The sequence below is a fragment of the Acinetobacter sp. M5A5_2a genome, from assembly GCF_053345265.1.
This window is the reverse complement of the sequence record NZ_JBKEZV010000001.1, coordinates 287,994-310,702: the sequence shown is the minus strand read 5'-3', so window position 1 is coordinate 310,702 and position 22,709 is coordinate 287,994. Positions and strand designations below refer to the sequence as shown.

Annotated in this window: 17 protein-coding genes; 10 read left to right on the top strand and 7 right to left on the bottom strand. The window is 39.2% G+C overall.

The window, feature by feature from the left end:
* Positions 1 to 13: 13 nt before the first annotated feature.
* Positions 14 to 784 (bottom strand): SDR family oxidoreductase, encoded by a 771-nt coding sequence (locus ACLBWE_RS01495; RefSeq protein ID WP_447600707.1) that lies wholly within the window; start codon positions 782 to 784, stop codon positions 14 to 16.
* A 267-nt stretch (positions 785 to 1,051) separates the two neighbouring features.
* On the opposite strand from ACLBWE_RS01495, the gene fes reads away from it, so the two are divergent.
* From fes to entS, 4 genes are read left to right on the top strand one after another with little or no spacing between them, the layout of a single operon-like run.
* Positions 1,052 to 2,254 carry an enterochelin esterase gene (gene fes, locus ACLBWE_RS01490; protein WP_447600705.1) on the top strand — a complete coding sequence of 401 codons (1,203 nt, stop codon included), beginning with the start codon at positions 1,052 to 1,054 and terminating at the stop codon, positions 2,252 to 2,254.
* Positions 2,255 to 2,283: 29 nt separating this feature from the next.
* Positions 2,284 to 2,499, top strand: coding sequence for an MbtH family protein (locus ACLBWE_RS01485; RefSeq protein WP_003651732.1), 216 nt, complete (start codon positions 2,284 to 2,286; stop codon positions 2,497 to 2,499).
* A 12-nt stretch (positions 2,500 to 2,511) separates the two neighbouring features.
* Positions 2,512 to 9,666, top strand: a complete 7,155-nt coding sequence (locus tag ACLBWE_RS01480; protein ID WP_447600702.1) for an amino acid adenylation domain-containing protein — start codon at positions 2,512 to 2,514, stop codon at positions 9,664 to 9,666.
* The gene (entS, locus tag ACLBWE_RS01475; protein ID WP_447600700.1) at positions 9,663 to 10,913 is read left to right on the top strand and encodes an enterobactin transporter EntS; all 1,251 of its coding nucleotides are present in this window, start codon (positions 9,663 to 9,665) and stop codon (positions 10,911 to 10,913) included. Before ACLBWE_RS01480 ends, entS begins: the two co-directional genes overlap by 4 nt.
* 41 nt (positions 10,914 to 10,954) lie before the next feature.
* On the opposite strand, the gene ACLBWE_RS01470 is transcribed toward entS, so the two are convergent.
* Positions 10,955 to 11,698, bottom strand: a complete 744-nt coding sequence (locus ACLBWE_RS01470; protein WP_447600967.1) for a 4'-phosphopantetheinyl transferase family protein — start codon at positions 11,696 to 11,698, stop codon at positions 10,955 to 10,957.
* Positions 11,699 to 12,098: 400 nt separating this feature from the next.
* Here ACLBWE_RS01470 and ACLBWE_RS01465 point away from each other — a divergent pair, with 400 nt between their 5' ends.
* Both ACLBWE_RS01465 and ACLBWE_RS01460 read left to right on the top strand, forming a co-directional pair.
* Positions 12,099 to 12,389, top strand: coding sequence for a hypothetical protein (locus ACLBWE_RS01465; protein ID WP_003651724.1), 291 nt, complete (start codon positions 12,099 to 12,101; stop codon positions 12,387 to 12,389).
* Between the two features lie 3 nt (positions 12,390 to 12,392).
* A complete protein-coding gene (locus ACLBWE_RS01460) occupies positions 12,393 to 13,997 on the top strand; it encodes a PepSY-associated TM helix domain-containing protein (protein ID WP_447600698.1) in 1,605 nt (534 codons plus the stop codon).
* A gap of 46 nt (positions 13,998 to 14,043) precedes the next feature.
* Here the strand turns inward: ACLBWE_RS01460 and ACLBWE_RS01455 are convergent, their stop codons facing one another.
* From ACLBWE_RS01455 to ACLBWE_RS01440, 4 genes are all read right to left on the bottom strand, one after another.
* Positions 14,044 to 14,664, bottom strand: a complete 621-nt coding sequence (locus tag ACLBWE_RS01455) for an ATP-binding cassette domain-containing protein (RefSeq protein WP_447600696.1) — start codon at positions 14,662 to 14,664, stop codon at positions 14,044 to 14,046.
* Positions 14,665 to 14,668: 4 nt separating this feature from the next.
* Positions 14,669 to 15,361 carry a molybdate ABC transporter permease subunit gene (modB, locus tag ACLBWE_RS01450; RefSeq protein WP_205469283.1) on the bottom strand — a complete coding sequence of 231 codons (693 nt, stop codon included), beginning with the start codon at positions 15,359 to 15,361 and terminating at the stop codon, positions 14,669 to 14,671.
* Positions 15,358 to 16,143: a molybdate ABC transporter substrate-binding protein gene (gene modA / locus ACLBWE_RS01445; RefSeq protein WP_447600693.1), complete on the bottom strand. Its 786-nt coding sequence runs from the start codon at positions 16,141 to 16,143 to the stop codon at positions 15,358 to 15,360. Before modA ends, modB begins: the two co-directional genes overlap by 4 nt.
* Positions 16,144 to 16,631: 488 nt before the next feature.
* A complete protein-coding gene (locus ACLBWE_RS01440; protein WP_348949235.1) occupies positions 16,632 to 16,979 on the bottom strand; it encodes a winged helix-turn-helix domain-containing protein in 348 nt (115 codons plus the stop codon).
* Between the two features lie 222 nt (positions 16,980 to 17,201).
* On the opposite strand from ACLBWE_RS01440, the gene antA reads away from it, so the two are divergent.
* The 4 genes from antA (at position 17,202) to ACLBWE_RS01420 (ending at position 21,675) form a co-directional block, all read left to right on the top strand.
* Positions 17,202 to 18,617 carry an anthranilate 1,2-dioxygenase large subunit gene (gene antA, locus ACLBWE_RS01435; protein ID WP_447600691.1) on the top strand — a complete coding sequence of 472 codons (1,416 nt, stop codon included), beginning with the start codon at positions 17,202 to 17,204 and terminating at the stop codon, positions 18,615 to 18,617.
* A 2-nt stretch (positions 18,618 to 18,619) separates the two neighbouring features.
* The gene (gene antB, locus ACLBWE_RS01430; RefSeq protein ID WP_003651713.1) at positions 18,620 to 19,111 is read left to right on the top strand and encodes an anthranilate 1,2-dioxygenase small subunit; all 492 of its coding nucleotides are present in this window, start codon (positions 18,620 to 18,622) and stop codon (positions 19,109 to 19,111) included.
* A gap of 5 nt (positions 19,112 to 19,116) precedes the next feature.
* Positions 19,117 to 20,151 (top strand): anthranilate 1,2-dioxygenase electron transfer component AntC, encoded by a 1,035-nt coding sequence (gene antC / locus ACLBWE_RS01425; RefSeq protein WP_447600688.1) that lies wholly within the window; start codon positions 19,117 to 19,119, stop codon positions 20,149 to 20,151.
* Positions 20,152 to 20,616: 465 nt separating this feature from the next.
* A complete protein-coding gene (locus ACLBWE_RS01420; RefSeq protein WP_447600686.1) occupies positions 20,617 to 21,675 on the top strand; it encodes an AraC family transcriptional regulator in 1,059 nt (352 codons plus the stop codon).
* A gap of 58 nt (positions 21,676 to 21,733) precedes the next feature.
* Here ACLBWE_RS01420 and ACLBWE_RS01415 read toward each other — a convergent pair whose 3' ends face one another.
* Entirely contained in the window at positions 21,734 to 22,681 is a 948-nt protein-coding gene (locus ACLBWE_RS01415) for a SphA family protein (protein ID WP_447600684.1), read from the bottom strand.
* Between the last annotated feature and the right edge of the window lie 28 nt (positions 22,682 to 22,709).

Sequence of the window (22,709 nt, the reverse complement as noted above, 5' to 3'; positions counted from 1 at the left end):
AATGAATGAGTGTTTAAACGCCTAAAGTGGCTCCCCCATCAACCACAATTTCTTGCATGGTAATTTGTGCTGCTTGATCGGAAAGTAAAAAGCTGACTGTATTTGCAATGTCTTCAGGCTGGGCTAATTTTCTTAAAGGAATGCCTGTCCGGTATTGGCTTAAATCGCCATCAATTACCGCTGGTGGCGGTGTATTGTCTGTCCACAACTGTTGCTGCATTTGAGTTAAAGTTGAGCCTGGTGAAACAATATTGAGCCGTACCTGATGAGGTGCAATTTCAAGCGCAAGATTACGACAGTAGTGGCTGAGCGCAGCTTTACTAGTTGCATACATGCCAAGTTGTATACGCGGCATACGTGAACTATTTGAGCTAATCGTGACAATACTTCCCTGTTTTTTCTCACAAAAATGTTTGGCAAGTTGTTGACTAATCGCAATAGGAGCCATGACATTTACCGCAAAAAGTGTTTCCCAGTCTTCTGTTTTTGCTTCAAGCATAGAACGCATAATCAAGACCCCTGCGGCGTTCACTAAACCTGTAATGTTGTGCTTTTCTAAAAGATCGGCAATAAGCTTTTGAGTGGCTTGTTGCTGTGTAATGTCCTGTGGAATGCCTTGCCAACGTAAACATTCATCTGATGTCAGATTTTTGCTGATTTCCCATTGTTCTGGGTTTTCCTGCTGATCAATACCGATCACTTGATACCCTTGTTGCAATAATTGCTTTGCAATAGCAGCTCCGATACCTCTTGCAGCGCCTGTGACTACGATGGTAGAGCTCATGTTCTTACTCCCGTCTGATTTGATCACTAAATTGCGCAACATAATTGCAAATAATTATCATTATTATCAAGAGCGATAAATATCAAACATAAGATTACAATCTAAATTAAGTTATTTATTAACCATAATTTTAACTTAAATTATTGTTTTTAATTAATATTAATAAAACTCATCTTTTTTTATTGATTATAATGATAATTGTTTTCATTTACTAATGAGAATCATTCTGATAATTTGACCGCGCTTTCTTGTCGAGATGGACTCAAAATGAAGCCATTTTCTCATCCTTTACATCCACTATTTCAACAATCAAATGTTGGAAGTGAAACTTGGTGGAATACCGTTAAAAAATTAGGTAATCCCCTTGTTACTGTGCAAACAAATAATAAAACTTCTTGCACTTTTGTTTGGCGCAAGCCCAAGCACGAAGAGTGTTGCTTCGTTTATATCGATGTCTATTCACAAAGCCCATCTATCTATCAAAAGTGGAATCGTTTTAGCCATATAGCTGGAACAGATGTGTACTTTTTTGAAATAGAACTCCCTGTAGTTTGGACTGGTAGTTATGTTGTAGTTACAGCTAGTGAGGAAGCACCACAAACAAACTGTGCGGCAACGCGACGCTCATGGTGGCAAACCCAGCTTAAACAGAATGCTCAGATTGATTCATTAAGTCATCACCAGTTTTATAGCGGACACTTGGCTCGTTACATCAATCAAGTTCAACTCGAAAAGACAAAACAATTACCCACCACCCTTTGCCCTATTACAAAGATATTTCAGTGGTCAAGCGTGTTATGTCAACAAGATTATTTAGTTGATGTTTTTATTAGTGGTCAGGCAGTTCAAAAAACATTACCACTCGTTATTTTTCTTGATGGCCAAGTCTGGAGTCGAGAGCTTTCGATTCTTTCCGAAATTCGAGATTTAACCGATTTAAAAAAACTCCGTCCAGCTGCATACGTATTTATCCATAGTTTAAATAGTCAACAACGTCGACAAGATTATGGCTGCCATGATGTATTTAGTCAGGCGCTTATAAGTGAATTATTAGAAATTCTTTTAGAACAATATTCATTTATTTCAACAACAAACATTACCTTATGTGGTCAAAGTTTAGGTGGTTTATGCGCTTTACATAGCGCACTGCTTTTCCCAAAAGTTTTTACATCGCTGATTGTGCAGTCTGGCTCTTATTGGTGGTCAGATTTTTCTAACAGCGCGTTGGGACGAAACCATACGGGTAACTTTTTAGAACTACTAAATTCATCTCATCCATTACCAAAAACAACTCAAATTTATATCAGTGCAGGCACGTATGAAACCGATATGCGGGACGATGCCCACCAGCTTTATCAACAATTGCAATCATTTAATCAAGTGAGTTTTCGAACTTTTTCAGGCGGCCACGATGCGGTGAACTGGCGTGCAGACTTGCTTAAGGCATTGCAAAAAATTCTTTCACTATAACCATTTGTTTCATCAAGGATAACAATATCATGAGCAACTTACAGGAAAACTATATTAATCCTTTCGATAATGAAAGTTTGTCTTTTCAGGTTTTAAAAAATCAGCAAGGTGAATTCAGTTTATGGCCGGCCCAACATCAGGTGCCATCAGGTTGGGACGTTCAACATGGTCCAGATACACGGGCTTCGTGTATTGCGTATGTAGAAAAGCACTGGGTTGCGATTAACCCCTTTCAGCAAGCGTAAAGGAGTATTGTCATGAATCAAGCATTAAATAATGAATTTACTTCCGATATTTCACAACCAGCTCGTTTTGAATTGGCCTCTACCCAGCTCGGTATTTTTCTTGCCGATCATTTAAGTTCTATTGAAGATTTATATACGATTGCACACTGCTTAGAGTTACCAAAATCTATTGATATTTCAATATTTAAGCAAGCCATTCAAATGGGTTTAAATGAAGCTGACACAGTGATTGCTTCATATTCATCAGATCCGGCAGAACCATTTATTGAGCTTAATAACCAAGTACAGATTCGAATCGAAGAATTTGATTTTTGCCATTTAACCCCTCAAAAAGCTCAGCAACGATTATGGGATTGGATGCCTTCTGACCGCCAATGTGCTAAATCGCTTAAAGCTGGTGAATCTCAACTGTTACGTCAGGTGTTATTTACTACGCATGACAAAGTGTATTGGTATCAACGTTATCATCACATCATGCTTGATGGTTTTAGCATGATTAACCTCACAAAACGAATTGTTGAGTTATATCAACAATTACAAGCTGGAAAAGATCTTAGTTCTTCACCTTTTATTGATGTTAATGATGTCATCTTAGAGCGTCAGGCTTATGAAAATAGCAATCAATTTAAGATAGACCAAGCTTTTTGGAAGGCTTACTGTGAAGACTTACCTAGTCCTATTAGTTTAAGTACACACCACTTAGCCTCGAAAACAACAGCCCAATTTGTTAAGCATCAGCTGCGTTTTTCTACAGGAATTTTAGAGCAAATTCAGGCTTTAGCTGCGCAATCTAAATTAGCTTTGAATGACATGATGATGTCATTGTCATTACATTATATTTACAAAATGACAGATAAAGCCGAGTTGGTTAATGGCATTCCATTTATGCGCCGTTTAGGCTCAAAGGCAATTCGCTCAACATTACCGACCGTCAATGTATTGCCTGTGAAGTTTAATGTTGCTGAAAAAGACAGTTTGGTTAGTTTGGCTCAACATGTTCAAAAACAATTACAACAAGTTCGACCACATCAAAAATACGATGCTGAACAAATTTTAAGAGATTTAAACAGTATTGACATTCATGAACGGATGTATGGTCCAATTTTAAACTATAAAGCTTTTGATCAAGACTTGGTGTTAGATGGTGAAAAGGTCAAAACACATCATATCTCAACAGGACCAATTGATGATTTTGAGTTTTCTTTTATTGTTCAAGATCATGAACTCATTATCGAATTACGTGCAGATGCGCAGCGTTATACTCAAGATGAGTTACTCATGCATGGTCAGCGTATAACGCTGCTATTAGAGCAGACTTTATTACAACCAGAGCATCCATGTAGCAGTTTTAATATTACTACACCACAAGAACTGAGTGCCCTCACAAAAAGTGGCATAGGCCCTCGCGTTAACCATCCTGAACAATATAATAATGTTCTAGATATCTTCTATGAACAAGTTCAAAAGTATCCGGAACGTATTGCAATTATTAGTGGTGAACGTCCACATCTACAACAACTTAGTTTTTCTGAACTTGCAATTCGGGTGAACCAACTTACCCGTTTTTTACAGGAAAATGGCGCAAAGAAACACACGGTTATTGCTGGTGCTATTCCCCGTTCTATCGATTCAGTTGTTGTGATGCTATCGGTGTTAAATTCGGGTGCAAGCTTCTTACCACTCGATTTAGATTATCCAATCGATCGTATGCAAATGATGTGTGAAGATGCCAATCCATTGTTTGTTCTTACAACGCAGGCTCTTTCAACTCAATTGCCTCAAAATATTCAGCAGGTCCATCTTGACCATATTGATGTTCAAAAGCAGATTCAACAACAAGAAACGAGTGATATTCCTACCCAGAGTCGTAATTTCGATTTTCAGGATGTGGCTTATGTGATTTTTACATCAGGCAGTACAGGGCGTCCGAAAGGTGTTATGAACACACATGGTTCGCTACTCAACCTGATTTTATCGCATAAACCTACAATTTATTGGCCTGTATTAGAAGCTGTAAATCAGCGTTTCCCTAACCGTCCGTTACGTGCAGCGCATACACATTCTTTTTCTTTCGATTCATCTTGGTTGCAAGTTTTCTGGATGTTATGGGGACAAGAGCTACATATTTTTGATGAAAACATGCGCCGTGATGCATTTGGCTTAGTTCAGGAAATTCAGCAACGACAAATCGATACATTAGATTTACCACCGTCTTTTTGCGCGCAAATGATTACCAATGGCTTATTTGCAGATGGTAAACATCACCCAAGCCTGATTTTAATTGGTGGTGAAGCTGCGCCTTTAGCTTTATGGCAACAGCTTAATGCTCAGCCAGAGCTTTTTGCACATAACTTATATGGCCCAACAGAGTATACGGTTGATACTTTCCGTGCAGAATTAAAGCACACATCACGTCCGGTAATTGGTAACCCTATTGGTAATACTCAAGCATATGTACTTGATCGACATTTACAGCGATGTGCCACTGGTGTGATTGGTGAGCTTTATATTTCTGGCTTTGGTATTGCTAATGGTTATTTAGGTCGTGCTGACCTAAGTGCTGCTCGTTTTGTTGCCAATCCATTTGAACCTGGACAGCGCATGTATCGTACAGGTGATTTAGTGCGTTGGAATACGGCTGGCAAGCTTGAGTTTATGGGGCGCTGCGATGACCAAATTAAAATTCGTGGTTATCGGGTTGAAATTGGTGAAGTAGAAAATGCGCTTTCCGTTTTACCAAATATTGAAAGTGTTGTCGTCATTGCAGAGCCAATTAATAACAGCCACCGTTTGCTCGGTTACTGTGTTGTCAAAGACATCGAACTCGATGAAAAAATAAGTGAGCAGTTAAGTCAGCAATATTTAAGTCAGTTACGTCAAAACTTACCTGAATATATGGTGCCTTCAGCCCTTACAGTCATGGCTGAATTTCCCCGAAATGTAAGTGGTAAGGTTGATAAAAAAGCCCTACCGCATCCGAAGGTTCGCAGTCATAGTCGTATGGCAGAAACACCTGAACAGAAGCTTTTATGTCAGATTGTCGCATCTGTGCTGAAACTAGATTCTATTGGGATTGATGACGACTTCTTTATGACAGGTGGCGATAGCATTTCTGCCATCATGGTGTGTACTCAACTACGGCAGCATGGTTACAGCTTAAGACCAAGTGATGTATTCCAATTCAAAACAGTTGCTGCTCTGGTACCTCATCTGACACGTCTAGATGAGCAACAAACGGCTATTTCAAAACCTTTATTTTCAGTAGACCTAGAACACAAGGTTCAAGAAAAATATGGAAAAAATAGCACGATTCTGCCTTTGCTTCCTCTGCAAAAAGGCATGCTGTTCTTATCTCAAGTAGAAAATAAATCGAATTATAATGCCTTTACTCGTCTTAGCTTAAATGGAGACATTGATCCGGTACGTTTGCAGCAAGCGCTGATTGCCGTACTAAAACGTCACCCTCAATTAGGTGGACATTTTGATAGCGAATTAGCTGAAGAACCTATTTTTATCTATTCATTACACCCTACTCAAGCTTGGCCAGTTCAATTTTGTTCGGTCACTCCCGATTTGCTTGAGCAAACCATTCAAGAGGTATTACAACAACCGATTCACCTCGACCAACCCTATGGTCTGATTCGGGCAACTTTAATTCAACATGCTCCTGAACAATCAGAACTATTGATTATGGTGCATCACTTGCTAACTGATGGCTGGTCAACTCCACTGTTCTTACAAGACTTTATTAAAGCCTATCAGCAAACTAACCAACAACTGCCAGTGCTTAAACATAGCTATGAAACGGTGATTAAAGCCTTATCTGGACGTGACCATGAAACGTCAAAAGTAATATGGCAACGTGATTTAGCTGATTTGCAGCCACTTATTTTATTTAATCAACCACAGCAAGCCGTACAGGAAACTTCTTATCGTTTAAGTGCTGAGTTGGGTGCGAAACTTCAACACAAATTACGCCAACAAGGCATCACGCTAAATGTCTTCATGCAAATGATTTGGGCAATGACTTTAAATATTTATGCTCATCGTGAAGACATTGTGTTTGGCACACCTGTTTCTGGGCGTTCAGCGCCAATCAATGGCTTAGAGCAGCAGATTGGATTGTTTTTAAATACGATTCCAGTACGCGTACAGTTGAACATGCAGCAAACACTTTGGGAACAATTAACTCAGTTACAGCAATTGCATGTTGAACATTTAGAACACGATGGTTTAGGGCTAGGCGCAATTCAGCAGTTAATGGAGCAAGGTAATCTTTTCGATAGTTTGTTAGTCGTAGAAAACTACCCTGATAACCAATATTTACAGCAAAAACTTGGCGATGCGGCTATTTCTAAGCTCACAAATCGTGGTTATAGCCATTACCCGCTTGCTTTGTTAGTAATCCCTGATCATCAAATTGAATTACTACTCGAGCAACGTGGTGTAATTGATCAACCAGAACATTTCCTACAGCGAATGGTTCAATTTATTGAAATTGCATTAAATGAACCAGAGACATCTTTAGGCCACTATCGTCTACAACTTGCTGAAGAGCGTGAATTAATCCAGAAAACGAATCAAACTCAATATTATGTTCGCCCAACAACATTACAGCAATTGCTCAGAGAGCAAGCTCGAATTACTCCTGAACAAACAGCGTTATGTGATGAAACTCATCAGCTCAGTTTTAGTGAAGTACGTTTGCAAGTTTGTGCTTTAGCACAACAATTGCAAATTGCAGGTGTACAGGCTGGAGATATTGTTGCTGTTGCCCTACCAAGATCGGTCAAACTGAGTATTGCTATTTTAGCGGTGGTTGAGGCAGGTGCAGCTTATTTGCCACTTGATTTGCAACACCCGACTGAACGTATCAAATTTATGTTGCAGGATGCCAAATCTAAACTTGTGATTGGTGAACAAAAAGATCTAACCGATATTGCTCAACCATCAATAGCCACCTTTGCTTTTAATGAATTGTTTGATGAAATAAAGGTTGATTTAAGCAGCTATAAAACTACAGTCATTACCCCACAACATCCTGCCTATTTAATTTATACCTCAGGTACAACAGGTCAGCCAAAAGGTGTCATGGTTTCTCACCAAGCCATTGTGAACCGTATTTTATGGATGCAATCAGAGTATCCACTGTCAGCAGCCGATACGATTTTGCAAAAAACACCATGTACTTTCGATGTTTCTGTATGGGAATTTTTCTGGTCATATCTGGTCGGTGCTCGATTGGTTATGGCACCTGTGGATGCACACCGTGACCCGTTGGCATTATTAAATCTCATTCAAAAATATCAGGTAACCACATTACATTTTGTACCATCAATGCTGGCTGTCTTTGAAAATGCTGCTACAGAAATTTTGTCACTTGCTCAACGACAAATTTTGCCAATCCGCCGAGTGTTCTGTAGTGGTGAAGCTTTACCAACGGCTTTAGCAAAATCATTTACCCAACACTTTAGTTGTGAGTTGCATAACTTATATGGCCCAACGGAAGCTGCGGTAGATGTGAGTTATATGGATGCAACACAAGTACTAAATCCTGAAGAAAATAGCATTGCGATTGGTTATCCGGTTTGGAATACCCAGCTTTATATTTTAGATCAATATTTACGTCCAGTACCTGTTGGGGTGGACGGTGAGCTTTATTTGGCAGGCCATCAACTCGCCATGGGTTATTTACATCGTGCAGACTTAACAGCAACTCGTTTTGTGGCAAACCCGTTTGTCGCAGGTCAAAGAATGTATCGCACTGGAGATGTTGCTCGTTGGCACGCAGATGGCAGTATTCAATATATAGGCCGTGCAGATGATCAGCTAAAAATACGGGGTCAACGGATTGAGCTTGGTGAAATTGAGCAACAGCTGCGTTTAGCCAGTGAGTTAGATGATGTGATTGTCCAGCCTATTGTTTCTGAGCAAAATAAAGTAGACGTTCAACTGGTTGCTTACTTGCAAACAGCGACATCTGTTGACTTTGATCAATTGAAAAAACGCTTAGCTAAACAGCTTCCTACATATATGGTGCCTACCCACTATGTATTAGTTGAGAAATTCCCATTAAGTCATAATGGTAAGCTAGATCGTAAAGCACTACCGCGACCACAACTTAATTCTGCAAATACAGAAAAACAGTACGCCACAACTGCCTTTGAACATGAACTGACTCGTATTTTCCAGCAAGTTTTAAATACGGATCAAAATATTGGTGTGAACGAAGATTTCTTTGCCATTGGTGGACATTCCATTTTGGTCATGAAGCTTGCAATTGAAATCCGAAAAGTATTTAAGCGGACCATTCCAATTGGTCAGTTAATGAGTCATGTCACGATTCAACGTTTAGCAGCTTTGCTTCTTACACAAGAACGTTTGGAAGAAGTTGAACAAACTGGTATGCAACCTGTTTTACCCATCCGTTCTGGCTCTGGGCATCCATTATTCTGTTTCTTCCCTGGTTCTGGTTCTGCATGGCAATACACTGTGCTTAATCGTTATCTCCATTCTGACTTACCAATTATCGGGTTGCAGTCACCTCGACCAGATGGCCTATTGGCAAATAGCGCAGATATGGATGAGTTGGTTGAAAAACAACTTGAGATTATTCGTAAGCAACAACCAACAGGACCTTATACCTTATTAGGTTATTCACTTGGCGGCACTGTAGCCTATGCGGTTGCAGCAAAGTTAACTGAACAAGGTGAACAGGTTGATTTTCTGGGCTTGTTAGACACTTACCCTGCCGAAATTCATCAGTGGTTAGATTTATCTGTAGAGGAAATGAATGCTGAAGCTGAACAGGAACAACTTCAATTCTTCAATGATATTTTAGCCGATGCAGATACGGCGCTAAACGAAGAAACACGCCGTTTACAAGAGGATATTTTTGCAAACTATCGCGATGCAGTACGTTTGCTAAAACCTTATAAAATGCCACGTTTTAACGGTGATCTACACTTGGTTGTTGCTGAAAAAGATTTACTTCCATATATCCAACCAGAACAACAATGGTCGCCTTTAGTTAAAAAGCTCAATATCGTTCGACTAAGTGATGCAGACCATACTGATTTATTGTCTCCGCAGCAGCTTGAAACCCTTGGCCCAATTTTAAATCGCATGATTTGTCAGGCACGCGGTTTAGAGGAGCAAATGCCATGAGTTTTAAATCAATATTGACCGATTTCAGCCTTTTAAAGCGTAATGCTCATTTTCGACATGTATTTATTGCCCGCACGTTGTCACTGCTAACTATTGGCATGTTGGTCGTTGCTATTCCCAAACAAGTCTATGACTTAACTGGTAGTTCGTTAAATGTTGCTGTTGCAATGGCTTTTGAAGGCATTGCTATGTTTATTGGTCTGTTACTCGGTGGTTTGCTGTCAGATCGCAAAGATCGAAAATGGCTCATTTTATTGGCACGTGGTGTGTGTGGTCTAGGCTTTGCGGGGCTTGCGATAAATGCTATGTTTGACCATCCCTCTTTATATGCAATTTACTTCCTTTCAGCGTGGGATGGGTTTTTTGGTGCTTTGGGTGTAACCGCAATGATGGCGATTATGCCTGTGATTGTAGGACGTGAAAATATCGTACAAGCCCGTGCAATTAGCATGGTATCCGTACGACTTGCTACTGTTATTTCACCAGCAATCGGCGGTATTTTAATTGCGTTCAGTGGCGTTGCAACCGTGTATTGGGTCTCAACGGTGGGTACTTTACTCACTGTGTTTTTATTGATGGGGCTACCTGCGCTTAAACCACAACATGCAGCTAATGGTGAGAGTCCTCTTCGCCAATTAGCTCAAGGGTTTAAGTTTGTATTTAAGAATAAAGTAGTGGGTAGCACGATTTTAATTGGAACCTTGCTTAGTTTTAGCAGTGCTATTCGCATTATTTTTCCGCAAATGGCAGATGAAATCTTTCACGGCGGTGCATTTGAGCTCGGTCTTATGTATTCAGCAGTGCCTTTAGGTTCGACTTTAGGTGCCTTACTCAGTGGCTGGACAACACGATTACTGCGACCAGGCTTAGTCATGCTCTACACCTGTTTAGGCGTCTTTAGCTGCATGATTATGATTGGGCTTTCACCATGGTTAATCGTGACTTTGCCAATTTTATGTGTTTTCGGATATTTGATGTCGATTGCCAACTTACTTCAATACAGCATTGTGCAAGGACATACGCCTGATGAATATTTAGGGCGTATTAATGCAATCTGGCTTGCTCAAGATGCCTTAGGCGATTCGATTGCCACAACAACTTTAGGACTTTTAACGCGGTTTTTACCAATATCAGGAAGCATTCTCTTCTTCGGCATATTAAGTTTTGCGGTAGGATTTATGTTCTTATTCAATTCTCAAGATATGCGTGAAACAGGATTCCAAGATCCTAAATTACAAGAAAATTAAGCCATAATTTTAAAGAAGGCAATTCGTTGCCTTCTTTTGTTTCAAGCAGATGTATTCGCTTTAAAAACCCAAGTCATAATATGGTCTTGTTCCACTTTCCAGCCGCCTTGATAATGTTCTAAGAGTTGATGCCGATTTCGTATTTCTGATGTAAAAGCTAAAAATAATTTTTGGTTTTCAAAATCAATATCGACTACCGATGCTTCTAAAAAGTCGATGTATTGTTTAGCTATAGGATATACAGCTTTATATAAGCTTTCTTTAACAGAAAAAATTAAGCTCACAAATCGAGCAAAATCAAGAAACTCAGAGGCTTTAATCTTCCAAAGTTCAAGTTCAGAAGGCGTTAAAATAAGATGTGCACTCTCTTGAGCAAATTCAGAGCTTACCCAGTGCTCAATATCAATTCCCAAATAAATCGCATTGTGAGATAGCGCAACGATCAACTTATTTTGTGAATGACTAATACTACCCAAAACATGGGGTGGCCAGATGGGCAAATGTTCGTGCATAGATGTTAGTGGCTGATCTAAATCTAAATGATGTTTTAAAACAGCTTGAGCCAATATCCTTCCACATAAATATTCATGTTGGCGTTTAGGATGGGCTTGAATAATTTTTTGGGGATGCTCTAATTGCTGATCTATATGTAAATTCAGTGTTTTTAATAAGTCTAAACCATAACAATAGAACGGCATTTTAAATAAAATTGGTTTAGAAATTTCGAAAATCAAGCCACAAAGAGACTCAGGAATATATAAATAATCACTTACAGCATTTGACATCAAATAAAGAATTTTTAACGAGTTATCTCCTATCTTATCGCATGGCAACATATCCATAAATAATTATATTTATCATTTGATAATAATTATTATTTACTTATACTATTGGATAAATTTTCCCCTTAATTTATTTAAAAATATTGATCATGAAACTTATAGGACTTTTTTTGACCCTGTTGGGAGCGGTCAGTGTCTATTGTAGTCATAGCAACCAAAACCTGTTATCTCAACATCTTCCCACTCTATTTAAGTATTTAGGCCTGTTGTTTTTAATCATTGGATTAATTGCACTCTTTGCCAGCTTACCCAAAGTTGTTGCCGCTTTTTGTTGGTTCATGCTTATCATTTTTGCATGGTCGTTCCTTCCTTTTATGGCGCTTTTTAAACGGAAACTGGTTTTATGAAAGCTAAAATTCAGTCTCCTATTCAGCCAGACTGGTGGAGTAAAACCTTTGCTGGTGGTGTTCTAGGGTTAAGCCTTGCCATTGCTTTTGGCAACCTGATTGTTTTATTGGGTCAGCCTTATATTTCGATGGATCTTTTGGCCCAATTAGGCATGTGGAGTGTTCCTTGGGTTTGGATGCCAATTATGTTTGGCACCTATTTCTTCGTGACAGGAAGACAAGCAATGGTTTATTTATTTGTTGCCAACGTACTGGCTTATAGCTGTGTGTTTCTAATTCGGGGTTAAACAATGAAAGTACGTTCGGATATCATGAAACTTGCAAAAAGCATGCATACTTGGGTGGGTGTATGTGCAGGGATTTTGCTTTTTATCTGCTTTTTTGCTGGCGGCCTCAGCATGTTTCAGCACCATATTAGTAAGTGGGCTACGCCAACGCAGCAAGTTTTACCTAAAGTCTCACCTGACCAATATAATGAGCTTATTCAGAAAGTACAGGCTGCCTATCCTGCTGCACAAAAGAACTTCACACTGAATTTATCGTCGAATGAGTTTCACTATGCGCCTATTACATGGAGTGAACATGAACGAGGAGATGGCTTTAATGCTGCTCAGTCCACGTGGATGGCAAGCTTAGATGAAAAAGGTCAATTAATTGTTGCTCAAGAAAACTTATCTAAAGCAGGTTGGCTCATCGAACAGCTACATGAAACCGCAGGAATTCCGGGCATGGCAGGCCACCACGGATTGGGTCTCTATGTGATGGGTGTGGTTTCGATTTTATATTTTCTTGCCTTACTTTCAGGCGTAATTATACTTTTACCAACATTAGTGAAAGATTACTTTGTTATTCGCCCCGGCAAGAATAAAAAGCGCTTTTGGTTAGATGCGCATAACGTAATCGGAATTACCAGCCTACCTTTCCACATCATTATTAGTATTAGCGTGATTGTCTTTGCTTTTCATGACTTTTTTTATGATGCGATTGGACAACTTGCACTCAAAGGACAACCTGTTTTTCAACGTTCTCCGCCTGCACTTATTCAGCCAAAACAAACACAGATTGATGTGCAGCAAATATTAGCTCAAGCCAAAAAAGTTGCGCCTGAATATTCAGTTGACTATATCCAGTTCAGTGGCCTAGATAAACCTGAAAAAGCCAATGCACGTATAGCTTTATATAGTTCAGATCAGATGTTACGCGGCGCGAATCAAGACTTTATGCGTATGAATCCGTACGCGGTTGAGCACTTTAATCATAAAGGCATTAATACGCAGACTGATGCTGGTAATAAGTTAATCAATGCAATGTTTAGCCTACATTTTGGGAGTTTTGGTGGCACAGGCGTACGTTGGATCTATTTTGTTTTAGGTGTTGGTGGTGCTTTCTTATTTTATACAGGCAACATTCTTTGGGTTGAAACTCGTGCACGTAAGCAAAAGCGTGCTGAAGATCCTGTTCCCGTGCAGCGTAAAGATGTTGTGTTCCTTGCGAACTTAACCATTGGTACGTGCTTAGGATGTGTTTTAGCAGTAGTGGGCACAATGTTGGCCAGTCGTTGGCTTTTCGTAGCATTCAATATTGAGAGTATGAATCACCTCTTTATGTATGGTTATTATGCAATTTTCCTACTGACTTTGATTTACACCTTTGTCATTGGCTATGCAAAAGCTTTACCTCAACTACTGTTAACCTTGGTTTTGGTGTTATTTGCGATTCCTCTTACGTCTCTTGCGGCCTACTTCATTCCACAAAGTGGTTTATGGGTACATGGTGGAGAAATTTTGCTGGTTGATTTCTTGGCTGTCATTTTTGCTTTCGCCTTCTGGCGTTTTTATCAACAAGCCCAAGATCGCTTGAAAGCTGCTCCACTGGGCAGTTTATGGGCTAGCTAACAACCATAAATCAAGATGACTGAAATAATGTGTGAAATATGAAAAATTATAAAATCCACATTGTTTCGGTCAGTTGTTTAATTTCTTGAATATCATGACTCACATAAATCATCGGAATTTTTATTTCCTGTTTTACCTTTTGAAAAAAAGGAATAATTTCAGCTTTATGGTTCGCATCTAGTGCTGATAAAGGCTCATCAAGTAGTAACAGCTTAGGTGAATATAACAATGCTCGACCCAGTGCCACGCGCTGTTTTTCACCACCTGAGAGCTTGATTGGCATACGTTGTAGCAAGTGTTCTAACTTTAATAATTCAATAATGTAATCAGCCTCAAAATGACGTTCTTGTTGGGAAAGATGCTTAAGACCAAATAATAAGTTTTGCTTTACCGTTTTATGCGGAAAAAGCTGAGCATCTTGAAAAACCAGTCCAACATGCCGCTTTTGCGTGCTCAAATTAATTTTTTGATTTGAATCAAACCATGTTTGATCCTGTATCTTAATTAGTCCACTACGTGGTGTGTTTAATCCTGCAATGGCATGTAATATTGAAGTTTTACCAGAACCAGAGGCACCAAATAAGCCAATAACAGAAGCATCTGACTGGAAACTAGGTTCAATAAGAAATTGACCCATTTGTAGCTGAAAACGGCAATCAATCAACATAACTCTATCGCCCTAAGCGCTTTTTTTGATAACGATGAAACCACTGTGCAAACCATAGCGCTAAAAATGCCACGCTTAACGATAAAACAATAAGCCTTTGAATCGCAGTCTCTGTATCTGGTTGTTGCATCAGGCTATACATGGCTAAAGGTAAGGTTCTTGTTTCATCAGAGATATTGCCAACAAAAGTAATGGTGGCACCAAACTCACCTAAACTACGACAAAAACATAAAATGGCACCAATTAAAATGCCGCTACTGGCAAGTGGTAACGTGACATGAAAAAATGCCCCAAAAGATGATGCACCTAATGTCTTTGCTGCCATTTCTAAACGTTGATCGACTAGCTCAATCGCTAAACGAATTGATTGCACCAAGAGAGGAAAACCCATCACTGCCGAAGCAAGAACTGCCCCTTTCCAGTTAAATGCGAACTCTAATCCTAAAGGCGCTAAGTATTGCCCAATAATGCCGCGGTTTCCAAAGACTTGTAATAGCAAATAACCCGGCACAACCGGGGGCAGTACCAATGGTAAAAAGACCAATGTTTCAATGAATGACTTACCCCAGAACTCTTTACGTGCCAAAACCCATCCTACAAAAATTGCAGGAACAAGGCTGATAATCAGGCAACTTGCTGCAACCTTACAAGAAAGTTGCAGAACGCTGAGCTCTTCTGGGGTTAAAGAAAACATCATGGTTTTGCTTGAGCCAACACGCTAAAGCCATATTTTTTAAAAACTACTTTGGCTTGGTTGCTTTGTAAAAATTGATAAAACTTTGCTGAGTCAGGATTCTTTTTAAGCATCCCTACAGGATAAATAATTGACGAATGGGTATTTTCTGGAAATACGCCCACCACAGTTACGTCTTTACTAATGGCAGCATCTGTTGCATAAACAATGCCCACCTGACATTCACCACGCGCCACAAAGTTTAATGCAGCTCGCACATCTTCTGTTTCAACTAATTTTGGCTCAATACGGCTCCACCAACCTAAATTGGTAAATGCTTGTTTAGCATATTTACCTACAGGCACACTTTTGGTATCCCCTGTACAAATCTTCCCTGTAAACACTTTATTCGGATCGGTAGTTTTATCCAATTTAACCTTTAATGATTGTCCTTTTGGTGTAATTAGTACTAATCGATTACCTAATAAATTTATACGGTCATTTGCTGCAACTAATTTTTTATTTTGCAGATAATCCATCCACTGTGTATCAGCAGAGATAAATACATCGGCTGGTGCCCCAGCTTCAATTTGTTTAGCTAAGGTCGATGAACCTGCATATGAAGTTTTGACTTCTATATTATTTTGTTTTTCGTAATTTTTTTCTAAATCGTTAATTGCATTAGTTAAGCTCGCTGCTGCATAAACAGTAACCGATTCAGCTTTGGCTGGAGTATTAAAAACCAATCCTATGCTGAGCACCGAACATGCTAAAGCCAATTTTTTTATCTTCGTATTACTTACCATTATGTTTTACCTTTTTTGTCTTTTTTTGCAGCGATATATACCCCAGAATATAGCGCTACACAAAGATTATGAAAAGCATAATTCGTTAAATATAGATGACCGGAATGAAGGTAAATAGTGCAATTCGTATTTTGATCTTCATTTTGGTGCGCTCTGTGGCGGCGTTAACCATTTAAGAGCACTATATAAAACTCATTTTCTTTAAATATTAGTGAATAATTCCATTAGTTTTATGGTCATCACCATGCCAAGAAGCACATAGCGATCACCATAAAGATCTGTAAACAGATCAGTCGTTTATGCCAGCCACTTTTTTAGATACACAATAAAAAACGCCTATCCCCGACCATCTTTTACGATAGTACAGAATAGACGCCATTGTCTGTGTAACTGAAAATTGCAGCAGTGCTTTTTCAGCGTGCACTTTTTATTAAGCAAAAGCTATACCAAATTAAAAGATTCAGTCACTACAAAGTCTTTTAATTTAGCTATTTTAAATAGCTACTCATAATTTGATAATCATGTTCTAAGGCTTGTCGAGCATTGATTTCCATTTGGCGATAGTGTTGTAAGACTTTCTGGCCTAAAGCTGTGACCGCAGCCCCACCACCATGTGTTCCACCCGTTTGAGTTTCAACTAAGGCTGTTTCGAAGCACTGATTCATGGTGTCTACCAACTGCCATGCACGGCGGTAACTCATATTCATAGATTTAGCAGCTTGAGAAATTGAACCCGTTCTCTCAATTGCTTCAAGTAAGTCTGCCTTTCCAGGACCAAATGCAATGTTCTGCTTTAAAAGAATTCTAATTTGTAATTTTAATTTGTGTTCTTTCATAGGCTTAACTCACAAGGTCTCACTTTATGCTCTTTAGGATTATAGGGAAGTTTAACAAGTTAAGACACCATACAAATTTAGAATTCTCATTACTCCCTTGAAAATAATTTTATTAAAAAATCAAAACTGCACAAAGTGGATAAAGATCTGGAAAAAACGGATAGAGGTAAAGGCCTAATCGCGGTTCAATCAGTTAAAAGCTGAATGAATAGGATTGAGCAAATGACCTCATCTAATTTAAAACAATGGAATGATTTTGTAGATGGATGTATCGACTTCCGTCCTAAAGATGGCGTGTTTCGTATCGCACGCAATATGTTTACCGAGCCTGAGCTGTTTGATTTGGAAATGGAATTCATTTTTGAAAAGGTTTGGATTTATGCATGCCACGAAAGTGAAATTCCAAACAATCATGATTTCCTAACGGTTCAAATTGGTCGTCAGCCGATTATTGTGAGCCGTGATGGTAAAGGCGAATTACACGCCATGGTCAATGCTTGTGAGCACCGCGGCGCGACATTAACACGCGTTGCTAAAGGCAACCAATCTACATTTACTTGCCCATTCCACGCATGGTGCTACAAGTCAGATGGCCGTTTGGTCAAAGTAAAAGCACCGAGTGAATATTGCGAAGATTTTGATAAATCAAGCCGTGGATTAAAACAAGGCCGTATTGCTAGCTATCGTGGATTTGTATTTGTAAGCCTTGATACTCAAGCAACAGATTCACTAGAAGACTTTTTGGGCGATGCAAAACTGTTTCTTGATTTAATGGTTAATCAGTCACCAACAGGTGAACTTGAGGTTCTTCAGGGCAAGTCATCTTACACCTTTGCAGGTAACTGGAAACTACAAAATGAAAATGGCTTAGATGGCTACCATGTCAGTACCGTTCACTATAACTATGTCTCTACAGTCCAACACCGTCAACAGGTTAATGCATCAAAAGGAGAAGAACTCGATACGCTTGACTATAGCAAGTTAGGTGCGGGTGACTCCGAGACTGATGATGGCTGGTTTAGCTTTAAAAATGGTCATAGTGTGCTGTTTAGTGATATGCCGAATCCAACAGTTCGTCCGGGTTACAGCACAATTATGCCTTATTTAGTCGAAAAATATGGCGACAAATATGCTGAATGGGCAATGCATCGTTTAAGAAATTTGAACTTATACCCTAGCCTATTTTTTATGGACCAGATTAGTTCTCAACTTCGTATTATTCGCCCTGTGGCATGGAATAAAACTGAAGTCATCAGTCAATGTATTGGTGTCAAAGGTGAATCTGTTGAAGCGCGCCGTAACCGTATTCGCCAGTTCGAAGATTTCTTTAACGTATCAGGCCTTGGTACACCAGACGATTTGGTTGAATTCCGTGAGCAACAAAAAGGTTTCCAAGCACGACTTGAGCGCTGGAGCGATATTTCTCGTGGCTGTCAGTCTTGGGAATATGGCGCGACCAAAAACTCACAAGATTTAGGAATTCAACCAGTCATTACTGGCCGTGAGTTTACCCATGAAGGGCTCTATGTAAACCAGCATGGACATTGGCAACGTCTAATGCTCGATGGCTTAAACAAGAAAGCGCTGAAAATGCAGGATATTACTTACGAAAACAATGCCGTAAGGGATGAGGTGTAACCATGTCACAAGAACTATATTTTGCTGTATCTCAGTTTTTGTACAAAAAAGCAGAACTTTGTGATGCTTATGACTGGGATGCCTATTTAGAACTTTACGATGAAGATAGTGAATATCATATTCCACAGTGGATTGATGACCATAACTATGTTCAAGATCCGAATCAGGGCTTGTCTTATATTTATTACGCAGACCGCACTGGACTCGAAGACCGTGTATTCCGTATTCGTACAGGAAAAGCAGCTTCGGCAACGCCATTACCACGCACGTTACACAGCATGAATAACATTCGAGTTAAAACACTTGATGATGGTCTAATTGAAGCAAAAGTTGCATGGCAAACACTGTATAACCGTCAAGGTTTAGAAGGCTGTTTTTACGGACACGCTACTTATCTTTTACGTCAAACAGCAGATGGTTTCCGCATTCGTCGTCAGCACAGCATTTTGCTTAATGACAAGATTGATTCCGTTTTAGACTTCTATCACGTTTAAGGGGAATGAAAATGGGACATTCAGTTGCACTTAACTTTGCCGATGGCAAAACCTTTTTCATTTCGGTAAATAAGGACGAATTGTTGCTGGATGCAGCAGTTCGCCAAGGGATTAACCTTCCTCTCGACTGTCGTGAAGGTGTTTGTGGTACCTGTCAAGGACAGTGTGAAACAGGCATTTATGAACAAGAATATGTTGATGAAGATGCATTAAGTGAACGTGATTTGGCCGAGCGAAAAATGTTAGCTTGCCAGACACGGGTAAAATCGGATGCAGCTTTTTATTTCGATCATGATTCAGCTATTTGCAATGCTGGCGATACTTTAAAAATTGAAACCAAAGTGACTGCGGTTGAGCTGGTTTCTGAGACAACAGCAATTTTGCATCTTGATGCAAGCAGTCATGCTGAGCAACTTCAGTTTTTGCCGGGTCAATATGCTCGTTTGCAAATTCCAGATACTGAAGATTGGCGTTCTTATTCTTTTGCAAACAGACCAAACGCAACCAATCAATTGCAATTCTTAATTCGTCTTTTGCCAGATGGTGTTATGAGCAATTACTTGCGTGATCGCTGTCAGGTTGGACAAAGCCTATTCATCGAAGCGCCACTTGGTAGTTTCTATTTACGCGAAGTACAGCGACCATTGGTTTTTGTTGCTGGTGGAACAGGATTATCAGCTTTCTTGGGAATGCTTGATAACTTGGTTGATCAACCAAACTCACCTGCAGTTCAGTTGTATTACGGCGTAAATAGTGAAACCGATTTGTGTGAACAACAGCGTTTACATGCCTACGCAGAACAGCTTCCAAACTTTAGCTATCACCCGATAGTGACTAAAGCAACCGAGGCTTGGCAAGGTAAAGCGGGTTATATTCATGAGCATTTAAATAAAGATCAACTGGCTGAACAGGCTTTTGATATGTATTTATGTGGCCCACCGCCAATGATTGAAGCCGTAAAAAATTGGTTAGATGAACAAGCTCTGCAAAACTACCGGATCTACAGCGAGAAGTTTTTACAGAGCAATACATCACGTTGAAAATATAAATAGCTTAAGTGCAAATAATTTAAAAACCACTAAACCTGAAATGATTCAATATACTCTGTAAGGGGTATATTGAATTTTTATTTAAAAAATTAAAAAACCTTTATATTCAACAGTATAAAATAATAAATTCCGACAAAATAAATTGACCAGTTCACTCGGATTTGCTATAAATTTGATAGATCTTAAGGAATAAGATCATGATGAGATTAAGTTATAGCGCCTTTTATATCCCTCTATTCTATTTCTCGAATTTATTAAATTAATGGACTAGATCCGAACTAAAAACTTGAGAAAATCACATTAATTAGCGGTTAAATTGGTCTATATCTTGCTTATATCTCATTGTAATTTGCGAGTAACTTAATTTTTTTAAGTGCCGTATTTACTTGCTGCACAGCGAAGTTTTAGAGCTTCTGCAACATAAGTAAATACAGGAGTGAGCCAAAAGGGATAAATATGAACCAAGCCAACTCCCCAGAACTCAGTGGACGTCATTTTCAAAATGAGTCTATTTTTACTGATCATAATTTGGTGTTTGATCATCACGATTTAAGCGAAACCTGCCGAAATGTAGGGCAAATTTTTAAACCGCATGATCTTAAAATCTCTCAACAGAAGCGAGATTTCAGTGCAACCATGCACCATGTTAAAACAGGTGCCCTGTCTATTAGCCGCTTGGAATATGGTGCGGATGTCATTATTGAACCTGATCATCTTGATAACTTTTACTTAATTCAAATCCCAACTCAAGGCTACGCAGAAATCGAGTTTGGTTCGCAAAAGTTTATTTCTTATTCTCAAGTTGCTTCTCTTATTTCCCCTCAGCAATCTTTACGTATGCGCTGGCACGCGAACTCACCGCAGCTCATTCTAAAAGTTTCAAAGGATGATTTTACTTACCATTGCCGTCAGCACATTGCCGATTCAGAAAACAACTTACTCGTTTTCGACCCAAAATTAGACTTTGCAACACAAAGTGGAGCCTATTTTTTACAACTCGTTAGAACATTGATGGATGCTTTAGCATGCGAACAACATCCACTCCATCACCCTCTAGCCTTTAAACAATTTGAGTCAAATCTGTTTAATGCACTGATTTATGGTCAACCTAATAATGCATTACATAAAATTGATCATTATAAAGAAAAAACGGTCTCTCCTTATTTCGTGAAACGCACAGAAGCCTATATTAAAGAACATTTACATGAACCGCTTAATGTCGAAATTTTGGCTGAACATGCAGGCGTGAGTGTAAGAACCTTATTTACTGGTTTTAAAAATTATTTGGGGACCACCCCAATGTCTTATCTAAAAGAATTACGTTTTGAACAAGCTCATTTAGAGCTTATGCATAATGAAAATCTATCAGTAACAGATGTCGCATTTAAATGGGGATTTAGCCATTTAGGCCGTTTTTCTCAAGAATATAAACGTCGTTATGGTGAATTACCCTCTTCTACTCGCCGTTCTGGTCAAAGTGAAGGCTCAGGCTTAATTACTTCAATTTTTTCTTAAACTAAAAATAGATAAAAGCCCTTTATATTATATTGATATAAAAGGCTTTTTTTATGATTTAGAAATGATGGACATAGCGAACTTGAAGTCGTATTCCCTCTGGGCGATTTTCAGCATCTTGCTCAAAATATGCATTTGCAACCAAGTGATCATTTTTAGAAAAACTATACATCGCACCAGGACCAATTGCCCAGACTTGTTCACGTCGGCCTTTAACTTTTTCACCATCAACTTCGGTGTCGGTGACTTGTTTTAGCCAATAGCCATTTAGTCCTAAACGGAAGTGTTCGGTAATAGCATAGTCCGTTGCGAAGTTTGCATGAATTGCTTGCCCTGCCTGCATATCATTTGCTCCTGCAAACGCATAGCTTGGGTCGTCATTTTTAAAGTTATAGAGATAATGGATGCGTGTTGAAGCGGTCCATTTGGGATTAAACCAATATGTGGCAGCCCAATAAGGATCAAATGAAACAGCGTTATTACTGGGGTTAATGTCTTTTTGCTGGTCATATTCGCCAGTAGGTAAATTCACCTGAAACTCAAAACGATGTACAAACTTAGGCCCTTGTGCGCCCATGACTGGATCAAACTGAATAAAAGGTCCAATCATAATGTCCCCAAAGCCACTTTGGGCTTTAATTGCAGCATTATTCAAACCATCATCCATGTCCATTTTACTGACAAAAGGAATTAAAAAATTCATGCCTAGACTGGCTTTATCTTTTACTCGGACATTCGATAAATAACTAATCTGCTCAACCAGTACTTGATAATTTAAATCTGTTTTAGGTAAACCTAATTTTTGTCCATTGGCATCGACGAGTTTATTGCTATCGTAATTTTGAAAGTAGGTTTGAGCATACCAGCCAGGTCCTGCGGGTAATCCGCCATCGAGAAAGCTGGTCATACCTAAGTTTACGGTCGGTAAATCATAGGCATGTGTAACCAAAGGCAAACCCAACAATGTCCCTGCTAAAAAGCCATGTTTAATTAAAGTGCTTTTCATCTTCTTATTTCCTATAAAAAAAATCACG

What these genes read in the sequence shown, in the direction of transcription:
- ACLBWE_RS01495 (WP_447600707.1), bottom strand. Translation starts at nt 784, where the DNA reads ATGAGCTCTACCATCGTAGTCACAGGCGCTGCAAGAGGTATCGGAGCT.
- fes (WP_447600705.1), top strand. Translation starts at nt 1,052, where the DNA reads ATGAAGCCATTTTCTCATCCTTTACATCCACTATTTCAACAATCAAAT.
- ACLBWE_RS01485 (WP_003651732.1), top strand. Translation starts at nt 2,284, where the DNA reads ATGAGCAACTTACAGGAAAACTATATTAATCCTTTCGATAATGAAAGT.
- ACLBWE_RS01480 (WP_447600702.1), top strand. Translation starts at nt 2,512, where the DNA reads ATGAATCAAGCATTAAATAATGAATTTACTTCCGATATTTCACAACCA.
- entS (WP_447600700.1), top strand. Translation starts at nt 9,663, where the DNA reads ATGAGTTTTAAATCAATATTGACCGATTTCAGCCTTTTAAAGCGTAAT.
- ACLBWE_RS01470 (WP_447600967.1), bottom strand. Translation starts at nt 11,698, where the DNA reads ATGTCAAATGCTGTAAGTGATTATTTATATATTCCTGAGTCTCTTTGT.
- ACLBWE_RS01465 (WP_003651724.1), top strand. Translation starts at nt 12,099, where the DNA reads ATGAAAGCTAAAATTCAGTCTCCTATTCAGCCAGACTGGTGGAGTAAA.
- ACLBWE_RS01460 (WP_447600698.1), top strand. Translation starts at nt 12,393, where the DNA reads ATGAAAGTACGTTCGGATATCATGAAACTTGCAAAAAGCATGCATACT.
- ACLBWE_RS01455 (WP_447600696.1), bottom strand. Translation starts at nt 14,664, where the DNA reads ATGTTGATTGATTGCCGTTTTCAGCTACAAATGGGTCAATTTCTTATT.
- modB (WP_205469283.1), bottom strand. Translation starts at nt 15,361, where the DNA reads ATGATGTTTTCTTTAACCCCAGAAGAGCTCAGCGTTCTGCAACTTTCT.
- modA (WP_447600693.1), bottom strand. Translation starts at nt 16,143, where the DNA reads ATGGTAAGTAATACGAAGATAAAAAAATTGGCTTTAGCATGTTCGGTG.
- ACLBWE_RS01440 (WP_348949235.1), bottom strand. Translation starts at nt 16,979, where the DNA reads ATGAAAGAACACAAATTAAAATTACAAATTAGAATTCTTTTAAAGCAG.
- antA (WP_447600691.1), top strand. Translation starts at nt 17,202, where the DNA reads ATGACCTCATCTAATTTAAAACAATGGAATGATTTTGTAGATGGATGT.
- antB (WP_003651713.1), top strand. Translation starts at nt 18,620, where the DNA reads ATGTCACAAGAACTATATTTTGCTGTATCTCAGTTTTTGTACAAAAAA.
- antC (WP_447600688.1), top strand. Translation starts at nt 19,117, where the DNA reads ATGAAAATGGGACATTCAGTTGCACTTAACTTTGCCGATGGCAAAACC.
- ACLBWE_RS01420 (WP_447600686.1), top strand. Translation starts at nt 20,617, where the DNA reads ATGAACCAAGCCAACTCCCCAGAACTCAGTGGACGTCATTTTCAAAAT.
- ACLBWE_RS01415 (WP_447600684.1), bottom strand. Translation starts at nt 22,681, where the DNA reads ATGAAAAGCACTTTAATTAAACATGGCTTTTTAGCAGGGACATTGTTG.